Origin of the sequence: Alteromonas sp. a30 (assembly GCF_026788005.1) — a bacterium.
GTDB lineage: Bacteria > Pseudomonadota > Gammaproteobacteria > Enterobacterales > Alteromonadaceae > Paraneptunicella.
In genome coordinates, this window is sequence record NZ_JABEPE010000023.1 from 20995 (window position 1) to 45619 (window position 24625).

Annotated in this window: 21 protein-coding genes; 8 read left to right on the forward strand and 13 right to left on the reverse strand. The window is 43.1% G+C overall.

Features of this window, described 5'->3' with window-relative positions; genetic code table 11:
• Positions 1-20 precede the first annotated feature (20 nt).
• From HJG39_RS16800 to HJG39_RS16815, 4 genes are all read right to left on the reverse strand, one after another.
• Complete coding sequence (locus HJG39_RS16800; protein ID WP_268411007.1) at positions 21-2564, reverse strand: PilZ domain-containing protein; 2544 nt, start codon at positions 2562-2564, stop codon at positions 21-23.
• 64 nt (positions 2565-2628) lie between these two features.
• Complete coding sequence (locus HJG39_RS16805; protein WP_268411010.1) at positions 2629-4854, reverse strand: hybrid sensor histidine kinase/response regulator; 2226 nt, start codon at positions 4852-4854, stop codon at positions 2629-2631.
• 156 nt (positions 4855-5010) lie between these two features.
• A complete protein-coding gene (locus HJG39_RS16810) occupies positions 5011-5961 on the reverse strand; it encodes an ABC transporter substrate-binding protein (protein WP_268411013.1) in 951 nt (316 codons plus the stop codon).
• 29 nt (positions 5962-5990) lie between these two features.
• Positions 5991-7445, reverse strand: a complete 1455-nt coding sequence (locus HJG39_RS16815) for an NAD-dependent succinate-semialdehyde dehydrogenase (protein WP_268411016.1) — start codon at positions 7443-7445, stop codon at positions 5991-5993.
• 379 nt (positions 7446-7824) lie between these two features.
• Between HJG39_RS16815 and HJG39_RS16820 the strand changes: the two genes are divergently transcribed.
• The 3 genes from HJG39_RS16820 (at position 7825) to HJG39_RS16830 (ending at position 10883) form a co-directional block, all read left to right on the forward strand.
• Entirely contained in the window at positions 7825-8751 is a 927-nt protein-coding gene (locus HJG39_RS16820; protein WP_268411019.1) for a carbon-nitrogen hydrolase family protein, read from the forward strand.
• 139 nt (positions 8752-8890) lie between these two features.
• Positions 8891-10372, forward strand: coding sequence for a methyl-accepting chemotaxis protein (locus HJG39_RS16825; protein WP_268411022.1), 1482 nt, complete (start codon positions 8891-8893; stop codon positions 10370-10372).
• 64 nt (positions 10373-10436) lie between these two features.
• Positions 10437-10883, forward strand: coding sequence for a DUF6436 domain-containing protein (locus tag HJG39_RS16830; RefSeq protein WP_268411024.1), 447 nt, complete (start codon positions 10437-10439; stop codon positions 10881-10883).
• A 128-nt stretch (positions 10884-11011) separates the two neighbouring features.
• Here HJG39_RS16830 and HJG39_RS16835 read toward each other — a convergent pair whose 3' ends face one another.
• The 3 genes from HJG39_RS16835 to HJG39_RS16845 all read right to left on the reverse strand — a co-directional run bounded on the left by HJG39_RS16835 (position 11012) and on the right by HJG39_RS16845 (position 16509).
• The gene (locus HJG39_RS16835; protein ID WP_268411027.1) at positions 11012-14953 is read right to left on the reverse strand and encodes a glycosyl hydrolase; all 3942 of its coding nucleotides are present in this window, start codon (positions 14951-14953) and stop codon (positions 11012-11014) included.
• 316 nt (positions 14954-15269) lie between these two features.
• Positions 15270-15980: an ion transporter gene (locus tag HJG39_RS16840; protein WP_268411030.1), complete on the reverse strand. Its 711-nt coding sequence runs from the start codon at positions 15978-15980 to the stop codon at positions 15270-15272.
• Positions 15981-16119: 139 nt separating this feature from the next.
• Positions 16120-16509 carry a rhodanese-like domain-containing protein gene (locus tag HJG39_RS16845; RefSeq protein WP_268411031.1) on the reverse strand — a complete coding sequence of 130 codons (390 nt, stop codon included), beginning with the start codon at positions 16507-16509 and terminating at the stop codon, positions 16120-16122.
• Positions 16510-16614: 105 nt separating this feature from the next.
• Here HJG39_RS16845 and HJG39_RS16850 point away from each other — a divergent pair, with 105 nt between their 5' ends.
• Complete coding sequence (locus tag HJG39_RS16850) at positions 16615-17562, forward strand: GlxA family transcriptional regulator (protein WP_268411034.1); 948 nt, start codon at positions 16615-16617, stop codon at positions 17560-17562.
• A gap of 49 nt (positions 17563-17611) precedes the next feature.
• On the opposite strand, the gene HJG39_RS16855 is transcribed toward HJG39_RS16850, so the two are convergent.
• Complete coding sequence (locus HJG39_RS16855; protein ID WP_268411037.1) at positions 17612-18739, reverse strand: L-dopachrome tautomerase-related protein; 1128 nt, start codon at positions 18737-18739, stop codon at positions 17612-17614.
• A gap of 177 nt (positions 18740-18916) precedes the next feature.
• On the opposite strand from HJG39_RS16855, the gene HJG39_RS16860 reads away from it, so the two are divergent.
• The gene (locus tag HJG39_RS16860) at positions 18917-19804 is read left to right on the forward strand and encodes a LysR family transcriptional regulator (RefSeq protein WP_268411039.1); all 888 of its coding nucleotides are present in this window, start codon (positions 18917-18919) and stop codon (positions 19802-19804) included.
• A gap of 93 nt (positions 19805-19897) precedes the next feature.
• Here HJG39_RS16860 and HJG39_RS16865 read toward each other — a convergent pair whose 3' ends face one another.
• The 4 genes from HJG39_RS16865 to HJG39_RS16880 form a co-directional block, all read right to left on the reverse strand.
• Positions 19898-20143: a hypothetical protein gene (locus tag HJG39_RS16865; protein ID WP_268411041.1), complete on the reverse strand. Its 246-nt coding sequence runs from the start codon at positions 20141-20143 to the stop codon at positions 19898-19900.
• Between the two features lie 395 nt (positions 20144-20538).
• Entirely contained in the window at positions 20539-20988 is a 450-nt protein-coding gene (locus HJG39_RS16870; protein WP_268411044.1) for a GNAT family N-acetyltransferase, read from the reverse strand.
• 109 nt (positions 20989-21097) lie between these two features.
• Positions 21098-21736 carry a LysE family translocator gene (locus HJG39_RS16875; protein ID WP_268411045.1) on the reverse strand — a complete coding sequence of 213 codons (639 nt, stop codon included), beginning with the start codon at positions 21734-21736 and terminating at the stop codon, positions 21098-21100.
• Between the two features lie 144 nt (positions 21737-21880).
• The gene (locus HJG39_RS16880) at positions 21881-22276 is read right to left on the reverse strand and encodes a GNAT family N-acetyltransferase (RefSeq protein WP_268411046.1); all 396 of its coding nucleotides are present in this window, start codon (positions 22274-22276) and stop codon (positions 21881-21883) included.
• 205 nt (positions 22277-22481) lie between these two features.
• On the opposite strand from HJG39_RS16880, the gene HJG39_RS16885 reads away from it, so the two are divergent.
• The gene (locus tag HJG39_RS16885) at positions 22482-22625 is read left to right on the forward strand and encodes a hypothetical protein (protein WP_268411049.1); all 144 of its coding nucleotides are present in this window, start codon (positions 22482-22484) and stop codon (positions 22623-22625) included.
• Between the two features lie 214 nt (positions 22626-22839).
• Here HJG39_RS16885 and HJG39_RS16890 read toward each other — a convergent pair whose 3' ends face one another.
• Positions 22840-23562, reverse strand: a complete 723-nt coding sequence (locus HJG39_RS16890; RefSeq protein ID WP_268411053.1) for a sterol desaturase family protein — start codon at positions 23560-23562, stop codon at positions 22840-22842.
• 350 nt (positions 23563-23912) lie between these two features.
• On the opposite strand from HJG39_RS16890, the gene HJG39_RS16895 reads away from it, so the two are divergent.
• Positions 23913-24185, forward strand: a complete 273-nt coding sequence (locus tag HJG39_RS16895; protein ID WP_268411055.1) for a type II toxin-antitoxin system RelB/DinJ family antitoxin — start codon at positions 23913-23915, stop codon at positions 24183-24185.
• Complete coding sequence (locus HJG39_RS16900) at positions 24185-24457, forward strand: type II toxin-antitoxin system YafQ family toxin (RefSeq protein WP_268411059.1); 273 nt, start codon at positions 24185-24187, stop codon at positions 24455-24457. The genes HJG39_RS16895 and HJG39_RS16900 overlap by 1 nt, the downstream gene beginning before the upstream one ends.
• Positions 24458-24625 lie beyond the last annotated feature (168 nt).

Below are 24625 nucleotides of genomic sequence, written 5' to 3' on the forward strand. Positions count from 1 at the left end.
GTTATAGAGCAATTTAAAACTCAGTAGGATGTATACACTTCCACATTTAAACGTCTTAGCACTTCTTCGGTAATATCAACCAATTCAACCACGCCAACAATACGTTGAAGCTCACTTTCAAACTGGGAAAAGGCTTCGGATGCACTTTTACGCGCAAACCCCCGCTCGGTTCGCAACGGCTCCCAATTCAAATTCTGGGCCTGAGAGGCAGTAACAAATAATGCCAAAAAGCGTCCATGAGCCACCGCATTTTGTACAAACGTTCGTTTATTTTCGAATGTACTGAACTCATGCGCAAAACGCGTCACTAAACGTAAGTTATTGTCGTCCAAGTGAGGTTGATACGCGATTAACAACTCATGACTTTGACAAGGTCGAAACCCGGGAAATGCTTCGTTAGGTTTAGCCGGAAGCTTTTTTAACAGCGTAATCAGAAAGTGGCTATCGTAAGCGTTATCAGAAAAAATTGCAGAAACACTGCGCATACAAGCATGTAAGTTTTCAGCGATATTGTGAGTGAAAATAGCTTGGTAATCACCTTCATGTTGTGGGCGCGTTATTGCCGCTGGCAAACGATAATTGCCAGTCCGTTTGAAATATGCTGCGTAATTACGTTGCACATTCACAAACATATTTTTTAGCGCCTCGCCCAAATCCGGTGGCAACTTAGCATTGCGTTGAGCGCTCACTTTTTCCGCAATAAAGCGGCTGTATTGTGTTATGAACGCCTCTGCCGGATGTACACTCAAGCCCTTTTTACGATGCGATTTCAATGTAAGAAAGCGACCACCACCTTCTATCTTGACCACATCATAAGGCATTGCCAATAAATTATATTTTGTGGTTTTCTCATTCAATTCCGGCAAATCGACCAAAACAACCTGCCCTTCACTCAATGGCGTCGGCTCTTTAAATCCAACTTTCAGTAACGTAGGTAAGGCATCGTCACACACCCCCTCTATACGAATACGATCAACCTTATCTGGGAGCTTATCTTGCGCGGATTGATTAACGTCAATTTCAACCTTTGTGCGTAACGGAAAAGGATTTTTCGTCAGCTTTTTGCTACCGGTAAGGTCATCTAAGCGCAACACCTTACACGCAGGAACATCATCAAGTTGGCAGCGATAACGCTTCACCTCATTAAAGACTTTTGGTGTCACTTTGTATTGATGGTAATCAAGCGTTGCTGTCGTTTCTGTTACATCGGTCAGTAAGGCTACGTAATCCAAATCAGAAATACACTCAACCGCCTCACTATGTATTGGCATCACTGAGTCAGCATTATCTTGAGCGTCTGGCGTTGTGCAAGGCCGGTAACATAACGCCTTGTTTAACGGCAGCACTTCTAACTTAAACACACGCCAACTCACCTGTCGGGCGCCAAAGGCAAGGAAAGAATCGCGCAATAAAGGATTGGCTTTTAACTCATCTTGAGTAGCAACGTAGTAGGTTGGTTCAGCATTTTTCAAGGTGTAAAACACATAGATATACTGCGCCCCAACATTAAAATATGCCCCTTTCACTAAGCGCTCTTCAGACAAAACACCACTTAAGTTAAGCTCGCCTCCTCCCTTGCTCCAATAATGTAATGCTTTGGCGTTGGTCTCGTTATACAACACATAGCGCGGTACGAATGTTTCGCCCACCAACTCCACAAAAACGGGTATGGTTTGCGTACTGTTTACAAAATATTGCTCAAACGATTTGGTATACAGGGAGAATAAAGTGTGATTAACGTTGATGTGTTTGACGGGTTGAAGTTCAGATAATAATTGATTGAAAAACGAAGAAACTTTTCCTCCCTGCTCCATATCGACACGCTTTAAGCCAATAAATCGTTCGTTTTCGTCGTGATTTAAATGAACAATACGATACCACTCTCCATTAACATCATTGACATCATAGTCAGAAGCCAACCCTGTAAATTGAATCGCCACTTTATCACCCAGTGACAGCGCGACATCGTTTTGCGTTTTGATTTTTAACCCTTGCAAGGAAATATCAATGGTTTGCGCCTCAAAGTACATATGAGATTCGGTCACAACGTCTAATGGAGTAGCCAGTTGTTTGCGTTCGTATTGACGTCGTTCAATCCCAGAAAAGCAATACGCTGGCACGGGGTAATGGATTTCAATTTTAGATTCCGTAACCGTCGCCGCTTTTCCTTCACGCGTGAGGATTTTATTGCCACTTTGCAGCACTTCCGCAATGTCTTTTTGGTATCGTACTCGGTAGCTATTTTCAGTTTGTTGTACCGCTTCGTACACGCCCATGGTGTAGCCACCATAAAGCTTAAACTTTTGATCGAAGATTTCTTTTGCGATTTCGTCTAAACAATGCCGGACACCGCCAACATCATAAATTTCACATTTCCCGTCGACCTTTCCTCGCAAATCGATGACCCGATTACACGCTGACATTAATCGCCTCACTTCCATTTTGAGCACCAGCTCATTATCAGTAGAAGTCAGGCTTTTAGCCTGCTCCAAAATGAGCTGCTTCGCTTGAGGAGAAAGGTCACGTTGTGTGCCTTTGAAGATAAGGTCGATACTTACCGTCATGGAATTTAGAGCCCGTGTTTTTGAAAGCCGTTAATAAGACCAATAATCGGTAACTTAATCAACCTTAAATAGAGCGATGTGATAACCATTGCTGAATTTTATTGTATAACGATTTTTTAATAACCGGTTTAGAAAGGTAATCGTCCATCCCATGTGCTTTTGCCTTTTCGATTTCCTCTGGCAGCACATTGGCGCTTAAACCAATTATAGGTGTTAATAAGCTTAGCTCCTCTCGAATGGTTTTGGAAGCTAAGTAACCATCCATAATCGGCATTTGCACATCCATAAGAATAAGATCAACGCTCGACTCTCGTAAAAAAGCAACCGCTTCTGCACCATTTTCAACATGATGGATCTCTAGTTGATTTCCGGCGAGCATACCAATTATGACTTCCGCATTTATGTCGTTATCTTCCACCAACAAAATTTTGTAGACGCCATGCTGTGTTTCTCCCTCTTGCGGCAGCAACGCATTTTCGTTACGTTCTTCAACCTCTCCTGTATCCACAATATTTTTATAGAGCAGATTAATTAAGCTTTCGCGGTTTACTTGGCTGTACAACGGGTGAACATCGCCCTCAAGCGGTTTATCTGTCCAATCATCTGCCCCAAGAATCACGGTGAAAGCGTCATTGCCAGTTCCATAAGACAAATACTGTGGCATTGAGCACAAGCAAACGCGCCTTTCGCCTCTACCAAAGGCTTCTAGCCGTTTCACCAGCGATACCATTGGGTTCGATAAACTACTGGTATCCAGCAAATCACTTTCAACGCGAATAAGGGCAAGCACTTCTTTTAATTTCTTTTGCAACTGCATTTCCGTCGCCACTTCAACAGGAACTTCGAAATGAAAGCTGCTTCCTCGCCCGACTTCCGAGCGAACACCAATTTCGCCCCCCATCAATCCAACAAGGTTTTTGCTAATGGTCAACCCTAATCCGGTCCCACCGTATTTACGTGTGGTGGAGCCATCAACCTGAACAAATTCTTCAAACAATTGCGCACACTTTTCTTCGGGAATACCGATACCAGTGTCGACAACTTTAACTAACAACCACAGCTTCTCGTCCCTAAATTCTGTTTCCATATTGATGCTAACAACGCCATTTTCAGTAAACTTCACGGCATTATTCACTAGGTTTAGCAAGATTTGGTGTAAACGAAGCGGATCGGAACAAAGTGTAAGGGGTAAATCTGGGGCAAGCCGCGTCACCAGTTTAATATCTTTCTTATCAGCATTGTTCTGACAAAGTTCAAACACTTGCTCAATTAGTTGATCGGGGCAAAATTCAATATTTTCGATGGATACCTTCCCCGCCGCCAACTTAGAAAAGTCGAGAATATCGTTGATAATGCCAATGAGTGTTTGTCCAGATAAGAATATCTTCTGCAAATATTGTTGATTTTTGTCTGGATTACGAGACTCTTGGGCAACCTGAACCAACCCAAGAATGCCATTAATGGGTGTGCGAATTTCATGGCTCATATTTGCCAAAAAGGCTGACTTTAAGGCCGCTATGTCCTCTGCTTTTTTCTTGGAACGAACGATGCTTTCAATACTTTCTCGTTCAATCTCAGCCATTTGACATAACGAGGTGGATAACTCCTCAAACTCATCTCGACTGCTAATGGGTAAATTCTCATAAGGCATCCCCGCTTGTCGCTTACGAATGCTGTTAATGAGCCGATCCAATGGTTTTAAGGTAACGTGTCGAAACAGCATATAGCCCAACACCGCCATACCAAAACAGCCCAGCGCTAAATAGGTAAAATGGATGTAGCGCGCTTCCTCTATAGCGCGATTAACGGAGTCACCGCTCCACTTCGTTAGCATCAGATAGGTGTGAATACGGTTTTCCCCTACCGGAATGGTGCGGATATTGTAACTAAACCAAAAGTCATTGTTCCCCAAATGCAAAAACTGCCACTGAGTTATATTCATGGCATATTGCACTCGACGTTTCAGATCGCTAGGGAGCTCTTCTATCTTCTTGCGATATTTAAAGCTACTGGACGCAATAATTTGTTCCTTTCGCTTGTCGATAAAAATCACAAAATCCACATCTTCGGAAGTCGCTAGACTAGAAGCAACCCGTACAAAATTGCTGTCTTTTAAGTCGGCTTCTAGCGCCAAAACCGCTGCATCAGCCATGTCTAGCGCTCGACTTTGCGCTTTATCAAGAAGAATTTGTTGGGTAGAGGAATTGATTAGGTAATATTGAGCGAAGAAAAATGCGACAAACACGACTCCCATTGGAATCAAAAATTTAGTGGATATAGACCACTTCATGCTCACACTCTCTTATCGTTTGACGGTAGCAAAAGTAATTTCACTGAAAAAGATAACCCAACCATAACGCAAATTTAACTCGTTGAAACTTAGATAAAAGTCGAATAAGCGAGAAAATAATTGAGCGATATTTATACAAAGTAAAAAGTGTCAAGTTTAAAGTTGTAGGCCTCCAAACCGGATGAAGTGCAAATCTCGAATACAAAGACTCGCTTTCGTCCCACTAACTTCGCAGGCTCGAAGCAGTATTTCTTTAATTTGTTCGGGCGACGAAAACAGCCCTTTTTGCTCATCCAAAGTTAATAGGGTAATTCCCTCCAAATTTTTCTTAGCTTCTGGCATCGTTGTCCCTAACTGGGAAGAAAGAAACTGCAAATAGGCGTTAGGTTGGGAACGTATTTTCTTAATTGCGGCATCCCACAACTGAATTAATTTTTGTTGTTTACTTTCGCTTCTATCACCTTTAAATACGATGCAGTCAAGTACCGGTATCGGCAAGGATTTGCTGGTAAAAATCACATGTAAATCGGGGTCTTTTAGCAAAGAAATTGATATAGGTGGATAAGTAACAAAAGCGTCTATTTCTCGCCGTTCAAACATTTCTACCGCATCTAACGGATTCGCTTCTATGTGGTGAATATCGTCTTCGGTCAAATCTTCTAATTTAAGTGCATTAAGCGCGACAAAATGACTAATTTCGTTGCGACGAAACCCAACCCGTTTCCCTTCCAACTCAGACAAAGCAGTAATACTTTTACGGGCAATGATAACGTCCCCGCCACTGGAAAAATTGGTGAATAAAACAAGGTCTAACGGTGTGGTTAATATCTGGTTTATCTGACTCACGCCTTGAATCGAACTCGCAAATCCATCGATGTAACTTTTAACGATAGAGCGTCGAAAGTCATTGGTTGATAAATTCTCGATGATTTCCAGATCAATCCCTAGTTGCTCATCTAATTGAATTTCATCCGCATAATACAGAGGGTAATACCCCAACCAAGGTGTGGTCGCGATCACAATACGTTCAAGCTTATTGCTCGGGGAACAACCCAAAAGCGTCACCAACATAACGGCTAATATCATGATTCTGAACGCTTGTGTCATTTATTCCCCTTATATTGTTCGGTAGAAAACTACGTATTTAGGCCGCTAAAACACAAATATTTAATGTCGAGATAATCATCTAAGCCATACTTCGAGCCTTCTCGCCCATAACCTGAATGCTTAACGCCTCCAAACGGCGCAGCAACGTTAGACACGATCCCTTCGTTAATTCCTACCATGCCATACGCCAACTGTTCGGCCACTCGCCACACTCGTCCAATATCTCGTGCATAGAAGTAGGCAGCCAATCCATATTCAGTGTCATTCGCGATGCGAATGGCGTCTTGCTCGGAAGTAAAACTAATGATCGGTGAAACAGGCCCAAAAATTTCACTCTGAGCAATTTTCATTTTGGTATCGACATCAGAAATAACGGTTGCAGGATAAAATTGGCTACTGCCTTGTTTTTCACCGCCTAAACGCACGGTCGCTCCTTCCTGACGCGCGCTTTGTACCAGCTCATCAACCTTTTCAAGCGCTTTTTGACTGATGAGCGGCCCAAGATCGACCCCCTCTTCCAATCCATTTCCCGCTTTTAATGCTTGTACTGCGGCAATGTATTTTTCTTCGAACACATCTTTGATACTGCTTTGGACTAATAGACGATTGGCACACACACACGTTTGGCCCGCATTGCGATATTTGCATTGAATCGCACCTTCTACTGCCGCATCAATATCGGCATCTTCAAATACGATGAAAGGTGCATTGCCTCCAAGCTCCAGTGATACCCGCTTTAAGTCAGCGGCACACTGTTCTGCCAACATCTTGCCTACTTGCGTTGAACCGGTAAACGTGAATTTTGCAACATCAGGATGCTGTGTAAATACGCGCCCAATAGACGAAGAGTCTTTACCAACCACCACATTAAAAACGCCTGCGGGAATGCCCGCGCGTTGCGCCAATTCAGCTAATGCCAGCGCGGATAGTGGTGTTTCTGCCGCTGGTTTAACTACAAAAGTACACCCCGCCGCCAAAGCCGCCGCTGCTTTTCGGGCAATCATGGCATTAGGAAAATTCCACGGAGTAATAGCGGCTACAACCCCAACAGGTTGTTTAATCACGACAATGCGTTTGTCTTGTGCTGGGCCGGGTATCGTGTCGCCATAAACGCGTTTACCTTCTTCTGCAAACCATTCAATAAATCCAGCGCCATACCCCACTTCTCCCTCAGCTTCAGCCAAAGGTTTACCTTGCTCAAGTGTTAACAAGCGGCCAAGTAAGGATTGATTATCTTGAATTAAATCAAACCAATTACGTAATATTTCAGCTCGCTCAGCTGCAGATTTCGCCGCCCACTCTTTCAGTGCTTTTTTGGCGGCGATTACCGCTGATTCAGCTTCTTTTTGCCCAGCATCCGCAACGCGACAAAGTAGATGATTATCAAATGGATTAACCACATCGAATTGGTTCTCAGATTCACACCATTGTCCATCAATAAATGATGCACTTTTGAGTAATCCCGCACTCTGAATTTGTTGCATGAAATAGCTCCTTTGAGGTTTTATTTATTGAATATTCCGCCTAAAAAATATTGCCTTGAAGTTAAGTTATTGCAATAACTGAGGCGTTATACTTAAAACGCTTCACTAACTTACCCAATATGCGGGCACATAAGCCATTATCAATAATGAAAAAAATTGACCATTTGCAACACCTTTGGCGCTGATATTGAGCGGTATTTCCAAATTTGATACAAATCAAGTCAAAGTCCCTCTAAAGTCGATTAGACTAATCAGTGTTAAATGCCAGCAAAGCTTAAGTTCTGCCGACAAGGTGTAATGACTTTGATGCTAACGAGGTCTAGACAATGCTCTCTTTTCAGTCTTTAACCTAGTCATTTATACAACAATGGATAATCTCATGACCAAAACCAAGGTAGGCGCATTGCAAATTGGCAGCGCCATTGCATCAAAACAAGCAACTGTCAGTAAAATTCTTTCCTATGAACAACACATTGCCGATGCCAACTGCGAGGTAATTGTCATGCCCGAAGCATTACTTGGCGGTTATCCTAAAGGTCAGGACTTCGGCACCAAAGTAGGCTTTCGAACCGATTCAGGAAGAGAAGACTTCCTAGCTTATTGGGAACAAGCCGTTGATTTAGATGGCCCAGAATTGAAACAAATGTGTCAGCTAGCAAAACGTACACACACGCAATTCGTTATCGGAATTATTGAGCGTCGTCATTCATCTTTATATTGCGCCACCGTGTTTATTTCTCCTGAAGGTGAATTAACCAATATTCACCGCAAGCTGATGCCAACGGCAAGTGAGCGTTTAATATGGGCGCAAGGCGATGGTTCGACACTTCCCGTTGTTGCCACTAAAACCCTAAAACTGGGTAGCGCGATTTGCTGGGAAAATTACATGCCGCTACTACGCACCACAATGTATGCAAAAGGCGTGAATACTTGGTGTATATCCACTGTTGATGATAGGGATATTTGGCAAGCCTCGATGCGACATATCGCTTATGAAGGACGTATGTTCCTTATCAGCGCTTGTCAATTTTTAGAAGCCCCACAAAACTTAGGGCTTGAAGCCGATTGGCCTCAAGATAAACCATTGATTCGCGGAGGCAGTGTTATTGTTTCGCCAATGGGTGAAGTGCTTGCAGGGCCACTTTATGGCGAAGAAGGGCTGATTTGCGCAGAAATTGATTTAGACGACATTGTTAAGGCTCGCTATGACTTCGATGTTTCGGGTCATTATGCCCGCCCCGATGTATTTCAACTGCACGTTGATGAATCGGAAAAGCGCCCATTGTCACAGAAGAAAGAGCCCTAAGAACGACTTTCACGCGCCAGAAAACGCTACAAAGTCAAGTATCTGGCGAGGCGTTAAGCCTTTATAAACTTTGTAGCAACACAAAATAGACGTCACCCGTGTATTGCGGTTTTAAGCAGTTTTAAGGAAGCAAAGTATTATGATTTACCCTTGGATTGGCAGCGCCAACAAAATTTTCGTCGGCGCTCTTTTGGGGCAATTAGTGTTAAGTTTTTTTATCGCCTTTTTTACCGAAACATGGACTGAGGCGATTTTAATTGGAATGGCAACTATTGCACTGCCGTTGTACCTCATATTTAAGCAACCCTATGCGGCTGCCACTCGTCACACTGTCGGTATCGCCACTCAAATTTTTACCGCGTTGCATATCCAACAAACCTACGGCATGACCGAAATGCACTTTGAAGTATTCGTGATGCTGGCGTTTTTGAGTTTTTATCGGGATTGGCGTGTCATTTTGTCGAGCGTTGCCGTTGTCGCGGTGCATCATATTCTGTTCTTCATTTTGCAAGTGCAAGGCATGCCAACTTATATTTTCGAATCCGATAACTTGGCTTTTTACTTATTAGTGATTCATGCACTTTTCGCGATTATCGAAGGGGCTGTGCTCATTTACTTTGCTCAAAGCAGTTTTAACGAAACCATGGCAAACATGCAGGTTTCTCACTGTATTAAGCAGATTCTGCAAAACGATGGGCATTTCAAATTAAACGTTGAAATGGATAGAAACAACCCAGAATTACAACATTTCAACACCCTGATTGGCTCTTTCTCAGAGTTTATTGTGCACGCAAAATCGGTAGGAGAAGAAGTATTTAATCTTTCCTCGGGTGTATCGAGTATGACCCATAATGTGAACCAATCTACGACTGAAAGCAGCGATATGATTAGCCTTATTGTGCAAGCAACGGAAGATATGAATCAGGCTAATAACGATGTCGCTAATAGCTCCTTGAAAGTCGACTCATTAGCCAGCGATGCCTTCAAACATACGGATGAGGCAAAAACCATCATTCAAGATTCCAGCAAAGATATGGCTGAATTGCGCTCAGAGCTTTCCTCTGCATCAAACACTATTGAAGAGCTTGCTCAAAAATGCAATCAAATTGAAGAAGTGATGACCGCCATCAAGGGTATTTCTGATCAAACCAATTTATTAGCATTGAATGCCGCAATTGAGTCCGCACGAGCAGGGGAGCATGGACGAGGTTTTGCAGTGGTTGCCGACGAAGTGCGCCAACTTGCTATGCGTACTCGGGATAACGCCGAGCAAATTAGTGGCATTACAGCCTCTTTGATTACTGATGCGGGCAAGTCAGTCGAGCAAATGCATGGATGTTTAGAACGAGCTGAAACGACGGCGGTTTCGTCAAACAAAGCCTGCGGCATTATAGATAGCGTGGTAATGAGCATTGAAAGCGTGTCTGAGAATATGTCTTTGGTTTCCAGCGCGGTCGATGAACAAGCGAAGGTGTCATCCAATATTACCGATTCAACCCACAATCTCACCCAGAGTTCACATAAGCTGCAAGGCTATACGGTTTCTGTAAGTGAGCATTTTACAGAGTTACACCGAAGTCTTGAAAAATTGAATCAAGAACTGGCTCGCTTTGAAGTTTAGTGCAACAACCTCTCTTCTTTTGGTTTGGACATCGTCGCTGCTCGCGGCGGTGTTGTATTTCGCGATGTCAAAAATATCGCCTTTCGACCCTCATAGCGAATTAGCTTCAAATATGGCTGACATGACATTCGACAACCGCTTACGAGATACACTTATACGGCATGGTATTGATGTGCATAATACGGTTGTGCATTTCACTCAGGCGCATTGTGTTTGTGCTCAAATTGCCCAGCGTCATATTAACTCAGTCAAGCAACGAGCAAGCGCACAATCCTACAATAATGTGCAAGTTTCACTTAACCAATTGCTGGCGCTGAAAGCCTTTATTCCTTCTATTCCGGCTGTGGCAGTGTTTAATAAAAATGCCCAATTAAGCTATTTAGGCCCCTACTCTACCGGTTTATATTGCAGTCCCAATGAAGGTATTGTTGAGAAGTTCATTCCCAGCCAAGATCATCTAATTGGAGCGAATATCATGCATGAAGCACAAGGCTGTTATTGCCAGGTTTAAAAAGCAGAGAAAAAATAAACAGGAAAGGTAGGAAGAAAAAAGAAAAAAGAAAAAAAGGAATAAAAAGAGCAATGCGGGAAAACACAATTCGCATCGCTCTTTTACTTACATTTACCTAATGGAAAACGTTATAACGTCCACTGATGTTGTGCTGTAACGTTATCGGCTTGTTGCCCACTCTTACGAGCAACAAAATACCACTGGATGGTTTGTCCGGCTTGTGCACCCGAAACTTGAACCGAGAATCGTGTAGACGATTCTTTAGTCATGTTGTTAAAACCGGGGTTGTAGAACCACACTTCATCTAAAGCCTGAGCAGACTCAAATACGAAAGTCGCAACGCCCGTTCCAGCATTAAAGCTACCGGTAACACTGTAGCTAAGACGTTGACCATCAATTAAGCCATTTGGCAAATTGCCTTGGTAATCGAAAGTCGATGCTGAGCTAACGCTAACATTCACTGCGCTACTTTGTGCTGACTCATTACCTGCCGCATCAATTGCCGACACGGTGAAGTTATATGAACCATCTGCTAGGCCCGTTACACTTGCACTCGTCGCCCCTGTCTGCAATACGAAAGCACCATTGCTGTAGAGTTTGTAGCCTGTTACACCAACGTTATCGCTGCTGTTATTCCACTGTAGTGTGACGTCACCGCCGTTTTGCGCGCTAATCGACAAACCAGCAGGTGTGGAAGGCGCAACAGAATCAGCGCTGCTTGCACCAATGGTCCAGCTATGTTGCGCTGTTACGTTATCAGCCTGTTGTTCACCGGTTCTGGCAACAAAGTACCAATTAATGGTTTGCCCTGCACTGTAGCCGGGAATATCGACACTAAAATGCGTACCAGAAAGCTGAGTTAAGTCGTTAAAGCCCGGATCGAATGCCCAAACGGTATCGAGCAAGGTATTAGAAACAAACTCAATTGTTACCATTGACGTTGCCGCATTGAAGCTAGCGGTCGCTTGGTAAGTAACCGGTTGACCATTAATTAAACCATTGGGCAAGCTGCCTTCAAAAGTGAATTGACTGCTACTAGCATTGTTATCGACAACTACATTCACGGTGTTGCTGGTCGCTGACTCGTTACCCGATGAGTCCACTGCACTCACGTTAAAGGCATATGATCCCGGTGCTAAACCGTTAATTTGTGCGGATAACGCTGCACCTTGAGACACCACGGAGCCGTTTTGGTATAAGCGATAGCTGCTGACGGCAACGTTGTCGCTACTGGCCTGCCAACTTAGGCTCACATTGCCACCATCTTGATTCACCAGTGTGAGGTTTTGCGGTACGCTTGGTGCTTGATTATCGTTTGATGCAGGTGTTGTGAATTGCACTTGTGCTGCGCTCGATTCATTACCTGCCGCATCAAATGCACGCACTAATACTTGGTAGTTCGTACCGGCTGTTAATCCCGTTAGGTTTGCAGATGTGCCTGAAACACTTGACGAGCCAGAGCCTTGTGCAAAGCTTACGCGATAACCGGCTACACCAACGTTATCGGAAGCAGCAGACCAATTTAGCTGTGCTGAAGATTGCGTCACATTACCAACCGATACATTGCCGGGTTGTGAAGGCGCTTGTTGATCCGAATTTGGCGAGTCAGGGTTATCTCCCGGGCGCTTAATACCAAATGATCCCGGAGCAACATTCATTGCCATGCCATCGGAAAACTCAACGCGTTTTACGCTGCTTCCGTAGTTATAAGCAATGTAGGTTTTCCCGCCGTTTTTGTTAAATATTAACGCCATCGGGTCGTTTGCGGTTAAGTTACCCTTTCCGTTAGCGATATGACCAAGGCCCCGCATGGTGTGTATCCAATGATACGTATGCGCTTTACTGTCACCAGTTTCCGGTGTGTAGTTAAAGTTCATGCTTTGGTGATCGGCTATGGCGGCATCGGCATCGGTCAACGCCCAAATGTTCCACCAAATATCACGCCACTGATCGGCTGGTAGCCCCGAAGGTCTGCCATTAGATGACTCACTCAAGCCAAGCGCGACATAATCTTTTAAGTAATCAGGATACAAACCTAAATGCATAACCAATGGATTAAGCGGCAAGCCTTGAATACCTAAAATGTGTGCATATGCACCACTGAACCACGTAGAGAAAACGTGTCCATCGCCCCAAATAATAGAAGTGGTTGGACGCGTGAAGCTCGATGGGAAGTTGTCATGATCCGCCGGTTGGCCTAAATGACGGTCGATGTTGTTCCAATACTGCCAGAAACTTTCCATGGTAGATGCATGCAAGTACATACCACGATCAACCAAGTCTTGATTATTGGTGATCATGCCGTAAAGCACCATTGCGCCGTATGCGTTTGCAGCTTCTGAAGTCGATTCGTTATTGTTACCACGCACGAAGTTCGCATGACCCGATGCCCACGAGAAACCGTTAGCGGGGTCGAAATGACGTAGGTACGGGAACATGGGGTCGTCACGTCCGGCAGCATAATCGCGGATCAATAATTCCACCATCGGACCGTACTGAGAATCTGAACACCAATTGGCATCAACGCGGCAGATTTCAGCGGCAACACGCACGAAGTAGCCATAATGGAAGTGGTGATCGTTAAGCTGCTGCTGTGCACCAAAGGACTCATCAAAGCCAAGCAAAGTATTCCATTGTTGGTCGTAATAGAAGTATTTGCTCGCGTCTAATGTGCCGTTGTTATTGGCGGTAAACCAATCCGCGAGTTCCGCTTTAAGGAAGTTAAGCAATTGGTCGGCTTGTGCGGTTAAACCATAGTCTCGTGCAATGGCCTGAACTTCAGCCACTTTTGCATACGTTTTAGGTGCCCAATAGGTATCGGAATAACCCGAATCCCAATTGTCTTCACCAAGGGCAATAAACTCATTCACCAAGTTTTGTAACGTGCCCGGATCAACATCGCCTAAATCTTTCGGGAAGAATGGCAACACACCAAGGTACGGAATGTCGTAACTAAACCCGTTAGTCGCCGCGTATTTGATCATCCCACGCGCACTGCGGGTTTGATACTGGCTAACCGGCTGTGACGAGTTTTTCCAGTGCATTGGCATCATTCCGACCAAGCTATTCACTGGCTGACCCGCCGCATTCACATACTCATGCGTTACCGTTACGTTGTTGTTAGCGCGGTTTACACTGTAGTTGATGTTAACCTTATCAACTTTATTCAAGGCATATTGCTTAAAGTCTTGAATCATCTGCCCTGACGGAGTTTCATCGCCAATAGGTAATAAAGCAACGGTTAAACGGTTACTGCTATTGTTAACTTGAACCGCTTGGCTATCGACGCCAGAAAATGATGTTGGGCCATCACCCACAATCAAAAAGCTACCGCGATTACCGGCAACGTCTGTCCACATACCTAACGTGTTATCTTGCTGATAGAAAACACCTTTTTCACCGCCTTCAGTACCCGCTTTGCTACGAATGACTAAATTGCCTTGGTGGGTTGTGAAGTAAGCATACGGCGAGCCATGCACAAAGGTGGCTTCCATTACCGCTTGACCTTGATGACTCCATTGCACCGTCACAGAACCATCGCTGTGATCTTTCATCGCCGCTTCCATATTACTAAACGCGCTATTGCCAACAGCAATACCGTCAAATACTTCCGCGAAAGGATCCGGTGTTAACAAGCCAACGTTGATACTGTCTATAGCTTGTAAGCCTCCCGGAATGCTCATCATACGCACGCCTTTTTCAGTCACTCGTAAGGTGAATGGGTCCGAAGTGATATGACCTGCATCGTCAGGGTTGTTGGTTTTCATCTCCCCAAAATAAGCGATCGACCCCCACCAGCGGTGTGCGGCTGTTACTTGTTCAGATGCGGGAGAAACTAATTGTGGGACAATCGCTTCAGCTTGCCCCACGGGGACACCGCCGTTACAACCTGCAATAGCGGGCCGTACAACGCCGGCGTTAAAAATCCAGTTCCCGTGATCAACCACACATTTATGGCTGGCGGGATTAATAGTGTCGGAAATCGACCCTTGACCATAACCAATTACAGCGGCATGACCAATTTGACTGCATAATATCGTGGTGGCGAGGGTTGCTGTTCTTAATAGCATATCCTGCTCCTCGTTAAATTCATGTTAATTTTGCCGTCAATCGGTGGCAAACGTGAAACCACCGTTGAAATGGCGACTATTCCTCTGGTTTCGCTGGATTCACGAGGTCCAACGCAGTGCTACCTGCACATATGAAAGCGCTTTCATTTCAGTATTAAAAAATAGGCCTAAATAAGCCTTGAGAAATGTTATACCCAAAAAGCGTAACAACTCAACAAATAAATTACATTATTTTAACAATAAACAAATGGACTCACTTTTCATCCCTCATCAGAAGGTGCGTTGTTCAGCACATCGAAACGTTCTTTATTTTGCTTCAACGATTAAGCCTACCTTTATCCTCTTCATCTCGAACTTTAGATAGCGCTGACGCAATCAAACCAGCAGGAATAGCAACCACACCAAGGCCAATCATTAACACGATGAAAGTAAATAGCTTACCGCCTGCGGTAATCGGATACATGTCGCCATATCCTACGGTTGTTAACGTAGTAACAGACCACCATAAACTATGAAAAATGGATTTAAAGTGCTCGGGCTGAGCTTCATTCTCAAAGTAATAAATACCCACCGAAGATAAATACAAAAGGATGGTGGCAATAAAAACAAACAATATGATTTCTTCTTTAGCGATGCTGAGTGCGCGATGAAAACGATCAAGCGCTTTGTTATAACGCAGTAATTTGAGGATGCGAAACAAACGCACAAAGCGCAACGCCCTTGCAGATGTTAAATCCAATCCCGAAGCTAAATAAAATGGCAGGATTGCCAATAAATCAACGATGCCATAAAAGCTAAATATGTATTTTAAACGTTGTTCAACTGCATATATTCGAGCGATATATTCAATGGTAAATACCACTACGGACACTACTTCGATATACATTAAAATGTCGCGTTGCGCGTCGGTAAGATCAGGCAATGTGTCTAGGGAAAATGCAAGTAATGAAATTAAAATGAGCAGTTGAATAATAAGAGAGAAACCACGACCTAATGGATTATTCACATCATCGACGATGTGTCTCACCTTTTGTCTTAACGTCAATTTATTTACCTTAAGATTCTTACAATAATTGGGCTATATTTCAGTTTAGTATAGCCCGATTTTACCTACCCAATTTAGATACAATTTAGGTACAATTTAAGCAATGATGCTGAAACTCACTTTAAACTAACGTAAAGCCTTCATCGAGCCAGCCGGTTACGCCGCCAATCATTTTTTTCACCGGACGCCCCAATGTTGCCAAGCGTATGGCCGCTTTTTCTGTTGCATTACAATGAGGTCCAGCGCAATACACCACAATCAATTGGGATTTTTCGATGTCTGCTAATCGAACTTCATCAATATTTTTGTGAGGAATATTGATAGCGCCTTCAATATGACCCGCCTCAAAACAGGATTGCGCACGAACATCTATTAAAACAAAGTCTTGACGCCCATTTGTTAAGGCAAAATGCACATCCCAACAATCGGTTTCAAACTCCAACAAGGCTTGAAAATGTGCAAGTGCACGTTGGCTCTCAGCCGCAGGAATACGAGTAACAACTGAACCCATTTAAATCTCCAATCAAGAAAATAATTGATGTAGATTGCAGTATGAATTGTTTTGTTTTTTTGTAGAATTGGCTTAAAAGACAACATTCATTAAATTTTAGCCAATATGACAAATATTGCTGTGCTTGCTTACCCGAATATGAGTTTGTTTGAAGCTGCTTGCGCGATGGAGCTTTTTGCCCTACCTCGCCCAGAATTTGAACATTGGTACTCCTGCCAGCTTGTGGCATTTGGTTACGATCAGGTTGCGACCAATGTAGGTACAAGCCTAACCGTGCATGCCATTGATGATCTTAGCGAATTTGATTTACTGATCGTGCCAAGCTGGTTTACCGACAACCGCTCCATCCCCGACAATATCCGAAGCGCCATCACCGATTTTTTTCAGCAACAAAAGCGTATTATTTCTTATTGTTCTGGGGCGTTTTTACTGGCGAAACTGGGGTTATTGCACGGACGGGAAGCGACCACGCACTGGCGATATGCCGACACGTTTCAGGCGCAATTCGCTCACATTACTTATCGAGAAGATGTGCTTTATGTGTTTGATGGCGTTATTGGCTGCTCTGCCGGAAGCTCTGCGGCTATCGACTTGAGTCTTGAAATTATTCGTCAAGATCACAGTCACGACACCGCAAACCGCGTGGCCAGAAGATTGGTGCTTTCAGCGCATCGCAAAGGCGCGCAATCGCAATTTGCAGAAACCCCTGTCGCTCAACCTAACAGCGTATTTGCTTCTGCTTTAGATTGGGCGAAAGCGCACTTGCATGAGGGCATTAACATTGACCAAATCGCGCAGAAAGCGAATATGTCACGCCGTAATTTCGACCGAAAATTCAAAGCCAATTTCAACATCACGCCCAAATCGTGGCTCAGTCACCAACAATTAGACGCAGCCAAAAGCCTTTTAGAATCATCCGACTTAAGCATTGATAACATTGCTGAACACGCAGGGTTTCAACATGGTGATGTGATGCGTCACCATTTTCGAAAGCATTACGGCATTTCGCCAAAAACGTATCGTGACAACTTCCACAAAAAAGGCGCGAGTTAAACTAACGCCTTTAAGAATTTGAAAAAGCTGAGCACAGGTTAAATAAGCGTTAACGGCCTGTGCTAGCTGGAGCCAACGCATCGAATTTGTACACGGCAAACTTCCCTTTTGTGGCATTTTTGCCATTGTTTAATACTGGCGATAAATGCAACTCGTTCACCGTAAAGTAAATTTGGTTGTTAGGACCTACCGCAAAACCGTCTGGCCAGCTAATTCCCTCATCTTGGTACAAAGTTTGATATTCACCACTGGGTTTCACCACGCCAATGCTGCCATCGGTAATGGAAGTCACATATACATTCCCAGCATTATCGACCGTGATACCATCGGAAATAGGTTTATTGCCATAACGCTGCACTTTTGATTCCAGCGAACTTTGACTTAAAGACGTGTTCAGCAAATCGGTGGTTTTGACGCGATAGATAGACTCACCATTCATGGCACCAAAATACACCCACTCATTTTTATTATCGATGCTGATAGGGTTCACACCAATGCGAGCCGGCTTACCTCCTAAGGTAATCACGCGATGATTAATGTTCATATCGATGTTTTCAGGACGTGTATATTGGCTACCGTGCAATACTCTGCGCGCTAACCCTGTTTTTAGATCGACCACAATAAGCGCAGCGGTATCAGGTGAAGCAACATCGGTAATGTAAATGGCATCATGTTTGGTATCGATAGCTAAATCGTTTACAAAACTTTCTTTGCGGGTAATGGGAAAACCTAAGTAAATAACACGGTGCAGCGCTTCTTTTTGCGTATTCCACGCCACTAAACGCGCGTTAATTCCCGGCGCAGGCTCAGTAGATGCGCCATCTAGCATCCAAAGGATACCATTGTGATCCACATTTAGGCCAAGCACACCATTTAAGCCTTCTTGTGTGAGGACTCCTTCTTCAGACAACACAGGCGCACTTGCCCATTCAGCATTTGGATAGGCCACGGTTTTACCATCGGGCAACAATTCAACAATTTTGGTTTTGGGCCCATAAAAGCCATGAACACTTAAGAAAATGCGTCCATTGGGAGCAATGGCTATATTGCCCGGTGGCGTGTGTGCGGGCAACTCAGCTACCTTGGTTAACGCGGCTTGGGCTGTATTACTTAGCAAAGAACAACTTAGTGAAGAACACGCCAACAACGCGACTAGTATCAAACGTATTGATTTCATGATGATCGACTTCATTTACAAAAAACAGAGAATAGATTTTGCCAACTGACTAAACAATCAAATAAACTCATACACGACATTTCATTTTTTCGAATACGAATAAAATCTGTTTCAAAATTCTTAACTCTTTGCTGAGTGAGTTAAACCTGAAACACAAACAGGAGGAAATGAATAAACATGTATCATGTTAACGATTTAACCAGTTTCGTTGCAGTTATCGAAACAGGTGGCATCATTGCGGCAGCCAAACAACTAGACATCCCCACTGCGACCTTAAGTCATCGTATTACTAAGCTTGAAAAAATTACCGGTACTTCATTGTTTTTCAGAAGCAACAAAGGCGTCCGTTTAACACCAGAAGGGCAAACCTTTTATGAAAAGCTCCTACCAATTTTAGACGCTATCACCGATCTTAATGATTCACTCTCCCCTCATCCTCATAGCTTACAAGGCAAGTTACGCATCACCATTCCACCTTGGGTCCTTAACTTATTTATCCTGCCAAACTTAGCTTCATTTCAAGCGCAGCATCCCAAGCTCCAACTCGAATTTATTGCCACCGGCCACCAACGCGATATTTCCGATGAAGGCATCGATTTGGCGATTCGAGTGGGTAAGTTACCGGACTCGCGGTTGCTTGCCAGAAAAATCATCGACGATAAACGTATATTGTGCGCTTCTCCCGCCTATTTAGCCGAATTTGGCGAGCCACAAACCATTGATGAACTCAAACATCATCGCAGCGTTTGCTTGCCTTGGCTAAAACAATGGCACTGTTTAGATGAACAACACCAACGCGTCACCTTAAATCACAGTCAAAGTATGTTGTTATCGAATGCCGAATGCTTATCGGCCGCCATCAAGCAAGGGTTGGGAATTGGTATGCGATCACAATTAGCGGTTCACGCCTGTATTCAAAAGGGCGAGTTAGTTGAAATTCTCCCTAATCGCTTAGTTGATAACGAATCACCGCTGTGGTGCATTCGCCCGAATAGCCGATTACCATCGCAAAAAGCCGATTTGTTTTATCGTTTTTGCAAAGAAGTAATCTTATTCCAGAAATAAAATAAATATCCATTTAGCGCACTGAGTACCCCAGCAGCGAAGCTTCAGCACGCTTTAAGCCGACAACATTTGGTAGCTTGTTAAGCTATGTTTTTATGCTCTAGGATTGAAGAATAATATAATGCCGCTAACTACAATGAATAAAAAGCCGGCGCCGAGAATTAACCCAATATACGGCATTACAATCTCCCATGTATGAACGCCAACCAAGATCTCTTTTATCTCTTTTTCATAGATGCCAAGTTTACGGAAAAATAAGAGACAACCTGTAATGGCCAGTAAAAGCAGAAAGGGTGAGAGGGTTATTGCAACTAAACGATGAATCTTTCTTAGTTTCATAATTTCTTTCCTATCATTTAACGAATGATATGGACTCCCCACTTAACTCAACATCAATGTGCCAGAGCGAAGTGCGAATTTTCAAAATTGTGGAGACCCATATGTCCTTAATTAAAATCGTTGGCCTTGATATAACCAAACGGACTTAATTATTCATGGTGAGCACGAGCATAGCAAGATAAAACCGCATAAAGCGAGAAAGGGAATAGTTTAGTGTCCAATGTTTACTAAATCGCTACGGTACATTATTGGCTCGGAAGCCTGTTTATTCGGGAAGATATATCAACTCTGATTAACGAACGAGGCGTTGCTCACGCGAAGCTTTCCTATTCTATCCCTATGTATTAACAGCCGTAAAAAATGGCCAACTGTATTTTTCCGTTTGAAGATTGCACTTAGGCATAGTGCAACTCCATGATTGTTTCATCGAATTCATCTTGCTCGACAACTTGAAAACTGAATTTTTCAAAGAACTTTTTCATGATGTCATGCCCTTCAACGTAACAGATAGACACTGAGTTAAAGCCATCCAATTGCTTGATTTCTTCAAGCACAAGTTTCACTGCTTCAGAGCCATATCCCTTACCTTGCAAGCTTGTATCAATCAACAATTGGTCGATGAATATTTCATTAGGTTTTCCATCGTCATAATTGGGATAATATTGAATAAAGCCGATTGGTTTGTCACCAAGATAAACGCCTCGGTTAACATAATAATCATAAAACTTAGACGCCGCGATGGCTTCGGCAGGGAGAGCAACAAACTTTTCTTGTTCTTTTGTTATTTCAAGGTCAATCATATCGACCCAGTTATCTTTAGTGATATCTCGTAAGTTAATTTTCAACGACGACTTCCTTTGATGATGCAGTGGATGCCTTACGCTAAGCTAAGCGGCAGTTACGTATCGGCATAATCTTTGAGGTACCGCCACGCTAGAAAACTTAATTTACCCTTTATCCATTCTTCATTAACGCTAATTTAGAACCAAACCCGATAAACACAATACCAGTTGTGTAATTTAACCACCTTTTAAAGCGCACGTTGTTTGTAGCATTTTTGATACGCGACAACATAAATACCATCATGGAAAACCAAATAAAGTTCACCATAGAATGTACTGTAACCAACGCATATGCATTTATAGCGCTCTCATTCACGGAGATAAATTGTGGAAACGCGGCCAAATAGAACATCGATACTTTGGGATTGAGTACATTTGTTAAAAACCCCTGCGAAAAAGCGGCTCGCATTGAAACAGGTTTAATATTTTTCGGAACTGAATCGGGTAATTCTGTATTGGTAACTTTGAAGGCACCAATAAGTGCTTTCATGCCAATCCAGATTAAATAAGCTGCACCTAGCATTTTAAAAACAAAGAAAGCTTGAGCAGATTGAACCAAAAGCACAGAGATGCCAAAGATGGACAATGTGCCATGCACGTAAAATGCAGCAACGACCCCCCAAATATTCGCAAAGCCCGATTTTTGACCAGACAATGGGACTGTTTTAGCGATAAGAAAACCGTTAGGGCCTGGTGAAATAACCAACAACGTCGCTACCGCTATAAAAGTTATGATGTTATTTATATCCACTTAATTCTCCTTCGATAATAATTAGTGTGCAACTTACGGTTAACACCTGACTAATGAGCGTATAAAAGCGTGGCTAAAATTAGCGACAAAGGAGCGCAAGCCAAGCGTTTTTCGTCCATAACATAATTGACTTGTAGCAGCAGTTTATTTGACTATATACATACCTTCGCTTTCAGGTCTGCTTAATTCAAACCCAAATTTTTCGTATAACTCTGGTACATCAGCCATTAAAGTTATATATGCTCCCTTTGGAGCTTCACGATCAAGGTAATCCATAATACTCTGCATTATCATTCGGCCAAATCCTCTTCCTTGATAGGTTGGCTCTACAGCAACATCTACAATTTCGAAATTTAGTGCACCATCACCGACGACACGTCCCATACCTACAGTATGGTTATCAATGACAATTTGAACACCAAAAAGGCTATTGGGTAATGCTCGTTTGGCCGCATCATGAGGGCGAGGAGTTAAACCTGAAACTTCTCTTAATCGAAGGAAATCATCAACAGAAACTATTTTTTCAACTACTTGATACAAACTCAATCTCCAAAAACTGCTAACGCTTCAAATATGGGACGCAGCTTACGATGCCCCTCTTACTTGACTTTTTATGTGATTCACTTTCAGCTTCTTTACAGCCATTACTGTAGCATGGATTTCTATCTGGTTTGTAATAGTAGCTTTTGGCATAGATAAAGTTATTGGGCCTTCTTTAGTAAGAATAGGGGTAATTGTTTCATTCTTGAAAAAACTCTACCTATTGGATTATTTAAGCCTTTATAAAACCGTTCGTGGAAACGGGGTAGAAACCGAAAAACGAACTCATACCAGCATGAAAACCGACGACATTACTGCCTCATCCGGTGCGTTAGCTCATTTGCTTTGAATAAATTGAAAGCTGATTATGGGCTGAAAGAGTGTCAGGGAAACACTCGTTCAGGGTTGACAAAGGGAGTCACATCAACGCCTTACCAATGGGCATAATTTTGTCACCACATTGTAAAACGGAGCAAAACCAAGCCGGTGGATTTTGTGGTAAAGTGGAGAACATCGCAATACGCAAAAGCTGCGTGGGTTCGTACATCAACCAGACAAATTTGTTATATCTTTTTATGAACATCTTTATAAGCCAGCATGTCTAGTAGGCGCTCTTCTTTTTCTGGCATAAAACCGCAGGTATGTTCCCAATCTTTTGGATTTTCATAGGTCCCAAAAAGCATGTCCCACCACACAATGTCCCCGTAATTATTTTTATGCCGATTAAACTGGTGATGAATTCTATGCATCTCCGGCCGCTGGAAAATATATCCAACCCATCGTGGTGTTTTTACATTTGTGTGATAGAAAAATTCACCAATTGCAGTGCAAAAAGTATAAATCGCTCCCGCTTCAAGGGACAAGCCTAGTAACGTATAAACGAGGAGACTACCTATTATTGAATTAACTATCATTTCACCAGGGTGTTTATAAAATGAAGTTATTACCTCCAATCTTTGGGGACTGTGATGTATCTGATGGAAACCAACCCATAAAAAATCGTATTCATGGCGCCACCGGTGCCACCAGTAAAAGACGAACGTTGCGATAAAGTAAGCGATACAGCCACCAATTACCGGCGATATATAGTCTGACAACCTAAAGACTGACCAAGACGAGAGCCAAACTTCCCAAGTAACACCAGCTAATAGAACGACTCCAAGTTGTACACCGTTAATTATCAGTACACGAACAGGCCACGTTTTAACCTTTGGCAATTCCCATCCGGCAAAGATACGCTCCAAAATAAAGCAGAAGGCAAAGATCGCTAAAATTATGAGTAACATTCAAAGTTCCTTTTGATATAGACACAATGACTCCCAGTGAAATGCTAGCCGCCGCACTTTCGTGGGTTAGCTGAAAGCCATTGCCATAATTAGTTTGCTTAGGACTAAATCATTTGGAGGTTAGCATGAATAAACATAGCATGTTTTTTATCGGACTGGATACGCACAAAGCATTTCATGAGGTCGCGTATTGTGAAGAACATCACGGAGCCGCGCCAGTGCATTCAATTTCCTAGTCACATAACGCTGAACGAAACAGCGCGTCAGCGGTCGGCTGCATTGACCTGTTATATGCACTTTGATACAGTCTGTTTTACTATGTATTACATTGTTATGCAAAGGTATGACTTATGAAAACTGAAATGCTCAGTACGCGCATAGACCATGACACAAAGTTAGCGTTTACGAATGTTTGTGAAGACATGGGCCTAAGCACCTCGCAAGCCTTGAAGCTATTTGCAAAAGCCGTGATTAATTATGGTGGAATACCTTTTGAACTTAAAGCGAAAACACCAAATACTTTGACAGCAAGTGCAATTGACGAGCTTGAGGAAGGAAAAGGAAGTAAAGCTGCAACTGTTGAAGAGCTTTTTAACGACCTAGATATTGGTAGCTTAAAATAGTGCTAACTCTTGAATATGCAACACAGTTTAAAAAGGATTTTAAGAAGATTGCAAAGCTGCCAATACCTGACGTAATCGAAGTTGGGCATGTGATTAAGCAGTTACAGCTTGGTGAAATCCTGTCTGAAAAGTATGTTGACCATGCCTTATCGGGAAACTGGCAAGGCTATCGTGACTGCCACGTAAAACCAGATTTAGTGCTGATTTATAGAGCTGATACGAATTCATTAAAACTCGCCAGAATTGGAACTCATAGCGAACTTTTCCGCTAGCATTAACGCCTTACTAATGGACGTATAAATGCTTGGCTAAAATTAGCTACGAAGGAGCACAAGCCAAGCGTTTTGCGTCCTTTTAAGTAACTTGTATGGATAATTAATCCCACCTAAACATCCGATTTCGGTAAAGTGAGACCCAGGCTTAAGCAGCAACTTAAGCTT

Coding starts and splice junctions, on each gene's coding strand:
- HJG39_RS16800 (WP_268411007.1), bottom strand. CDS start 2,564: ATGACGGTAAGTATCGACCTTATCTTCAAAGGCACACAACGTGACCTT.
- HJG39_RS16805 (WP_268411010.1), bottom strand. CDS start 4,854: ATGAAGTGGTCTATATCCACTAAATTTTTGATTCCAATGGGAGTCGTG.
- HJG39_RS16810 (WP_268411013.1), bottom strand. CDS start 5,961: ATGACACAAGCGTTCAGAATCATGATATTAGCCGTTATGTTGGTGACG.
- HJG39_RS16815 (WP_268411016.1), bottom strand. CDS start 7,445: ATGCAACAAATTCAGAGTGCGGGATTACTCAAAAGTGCATCATTTATT.
- HJG39_RS16820 (WP_268411019.1), top strand. CDS start 7,825: ATGACCAAAACCAAGGTAGGCGCATTGCAAATTGGCAGCGCCATTGCA.
- HJG39_RS16825 (WP_268411022.1), top strand. CDS start 8,891: ATGATTTACCCTTGGATTGGCAGCGCCAACAAAATTTTCGTCGGCGCT.
- HJG39_RS16830 (WP_268411024.1), top strand. CDS start 10,437: ATGTCAAAAATATCGCCTTTCGACCCTCATAGCGAATTAGCTTCAAAT.
- HJG39_RS16835 (WP_268411027.1), bottom strand. CDS start 14,953: ATGCTATTAAGAACAGCAACCCTCGCCACCACGATATTATGCAGTCAA.
- HJG39_RS16845 (WP_268411031.1), bottom strand. CDS start 16,509: ATGGGTTCAGTTGTTACTCGTATTCCTGCGGCTGAGAGCCAACGTGCA.
- HJG39_RS16850 (WP_268411034.1), top strand. CDS start 16,615: ATGACAAATATTGCTGTGCTTGCTTACCCGAATATGAGTTTGTTTGAA.
- HJG39_RS16855 (WP_268411037.1), bottom strand. CDS start 18,739: ATGAAATCAATACGTTTGATACTAGTCGCGTTGTTGGCGTGTTCTTCA.
- HJG39_RS16860 (WP_268411039.1), top strand. CDS start 18,917: ATGTATCATGTTAACGATTTAACCAGTTTCGTTGCAGTTATCGAAACA.
- HJG39_RS16865 (WP_268411041.1), bottom strand. CDS start 20,143: ATGAAACTAAGAAAGATTCATCGTTTAGTTGCAATAACCCTCTCACCC.
- HJG39_RS16890 (WP_268411053.1), bottom strand. CDS start 23,562: ATGTTACTCATAATTTTAGCGATCTTTGCCTTCTGCTTTATTTTGGAG.
- HJG39_RS16895 (WP_268411055.1), top strand. CDS start 23,913: ATGAAAACTGAAATGCTCAGTACGCGCATAGACCATGACACAAAGTTA.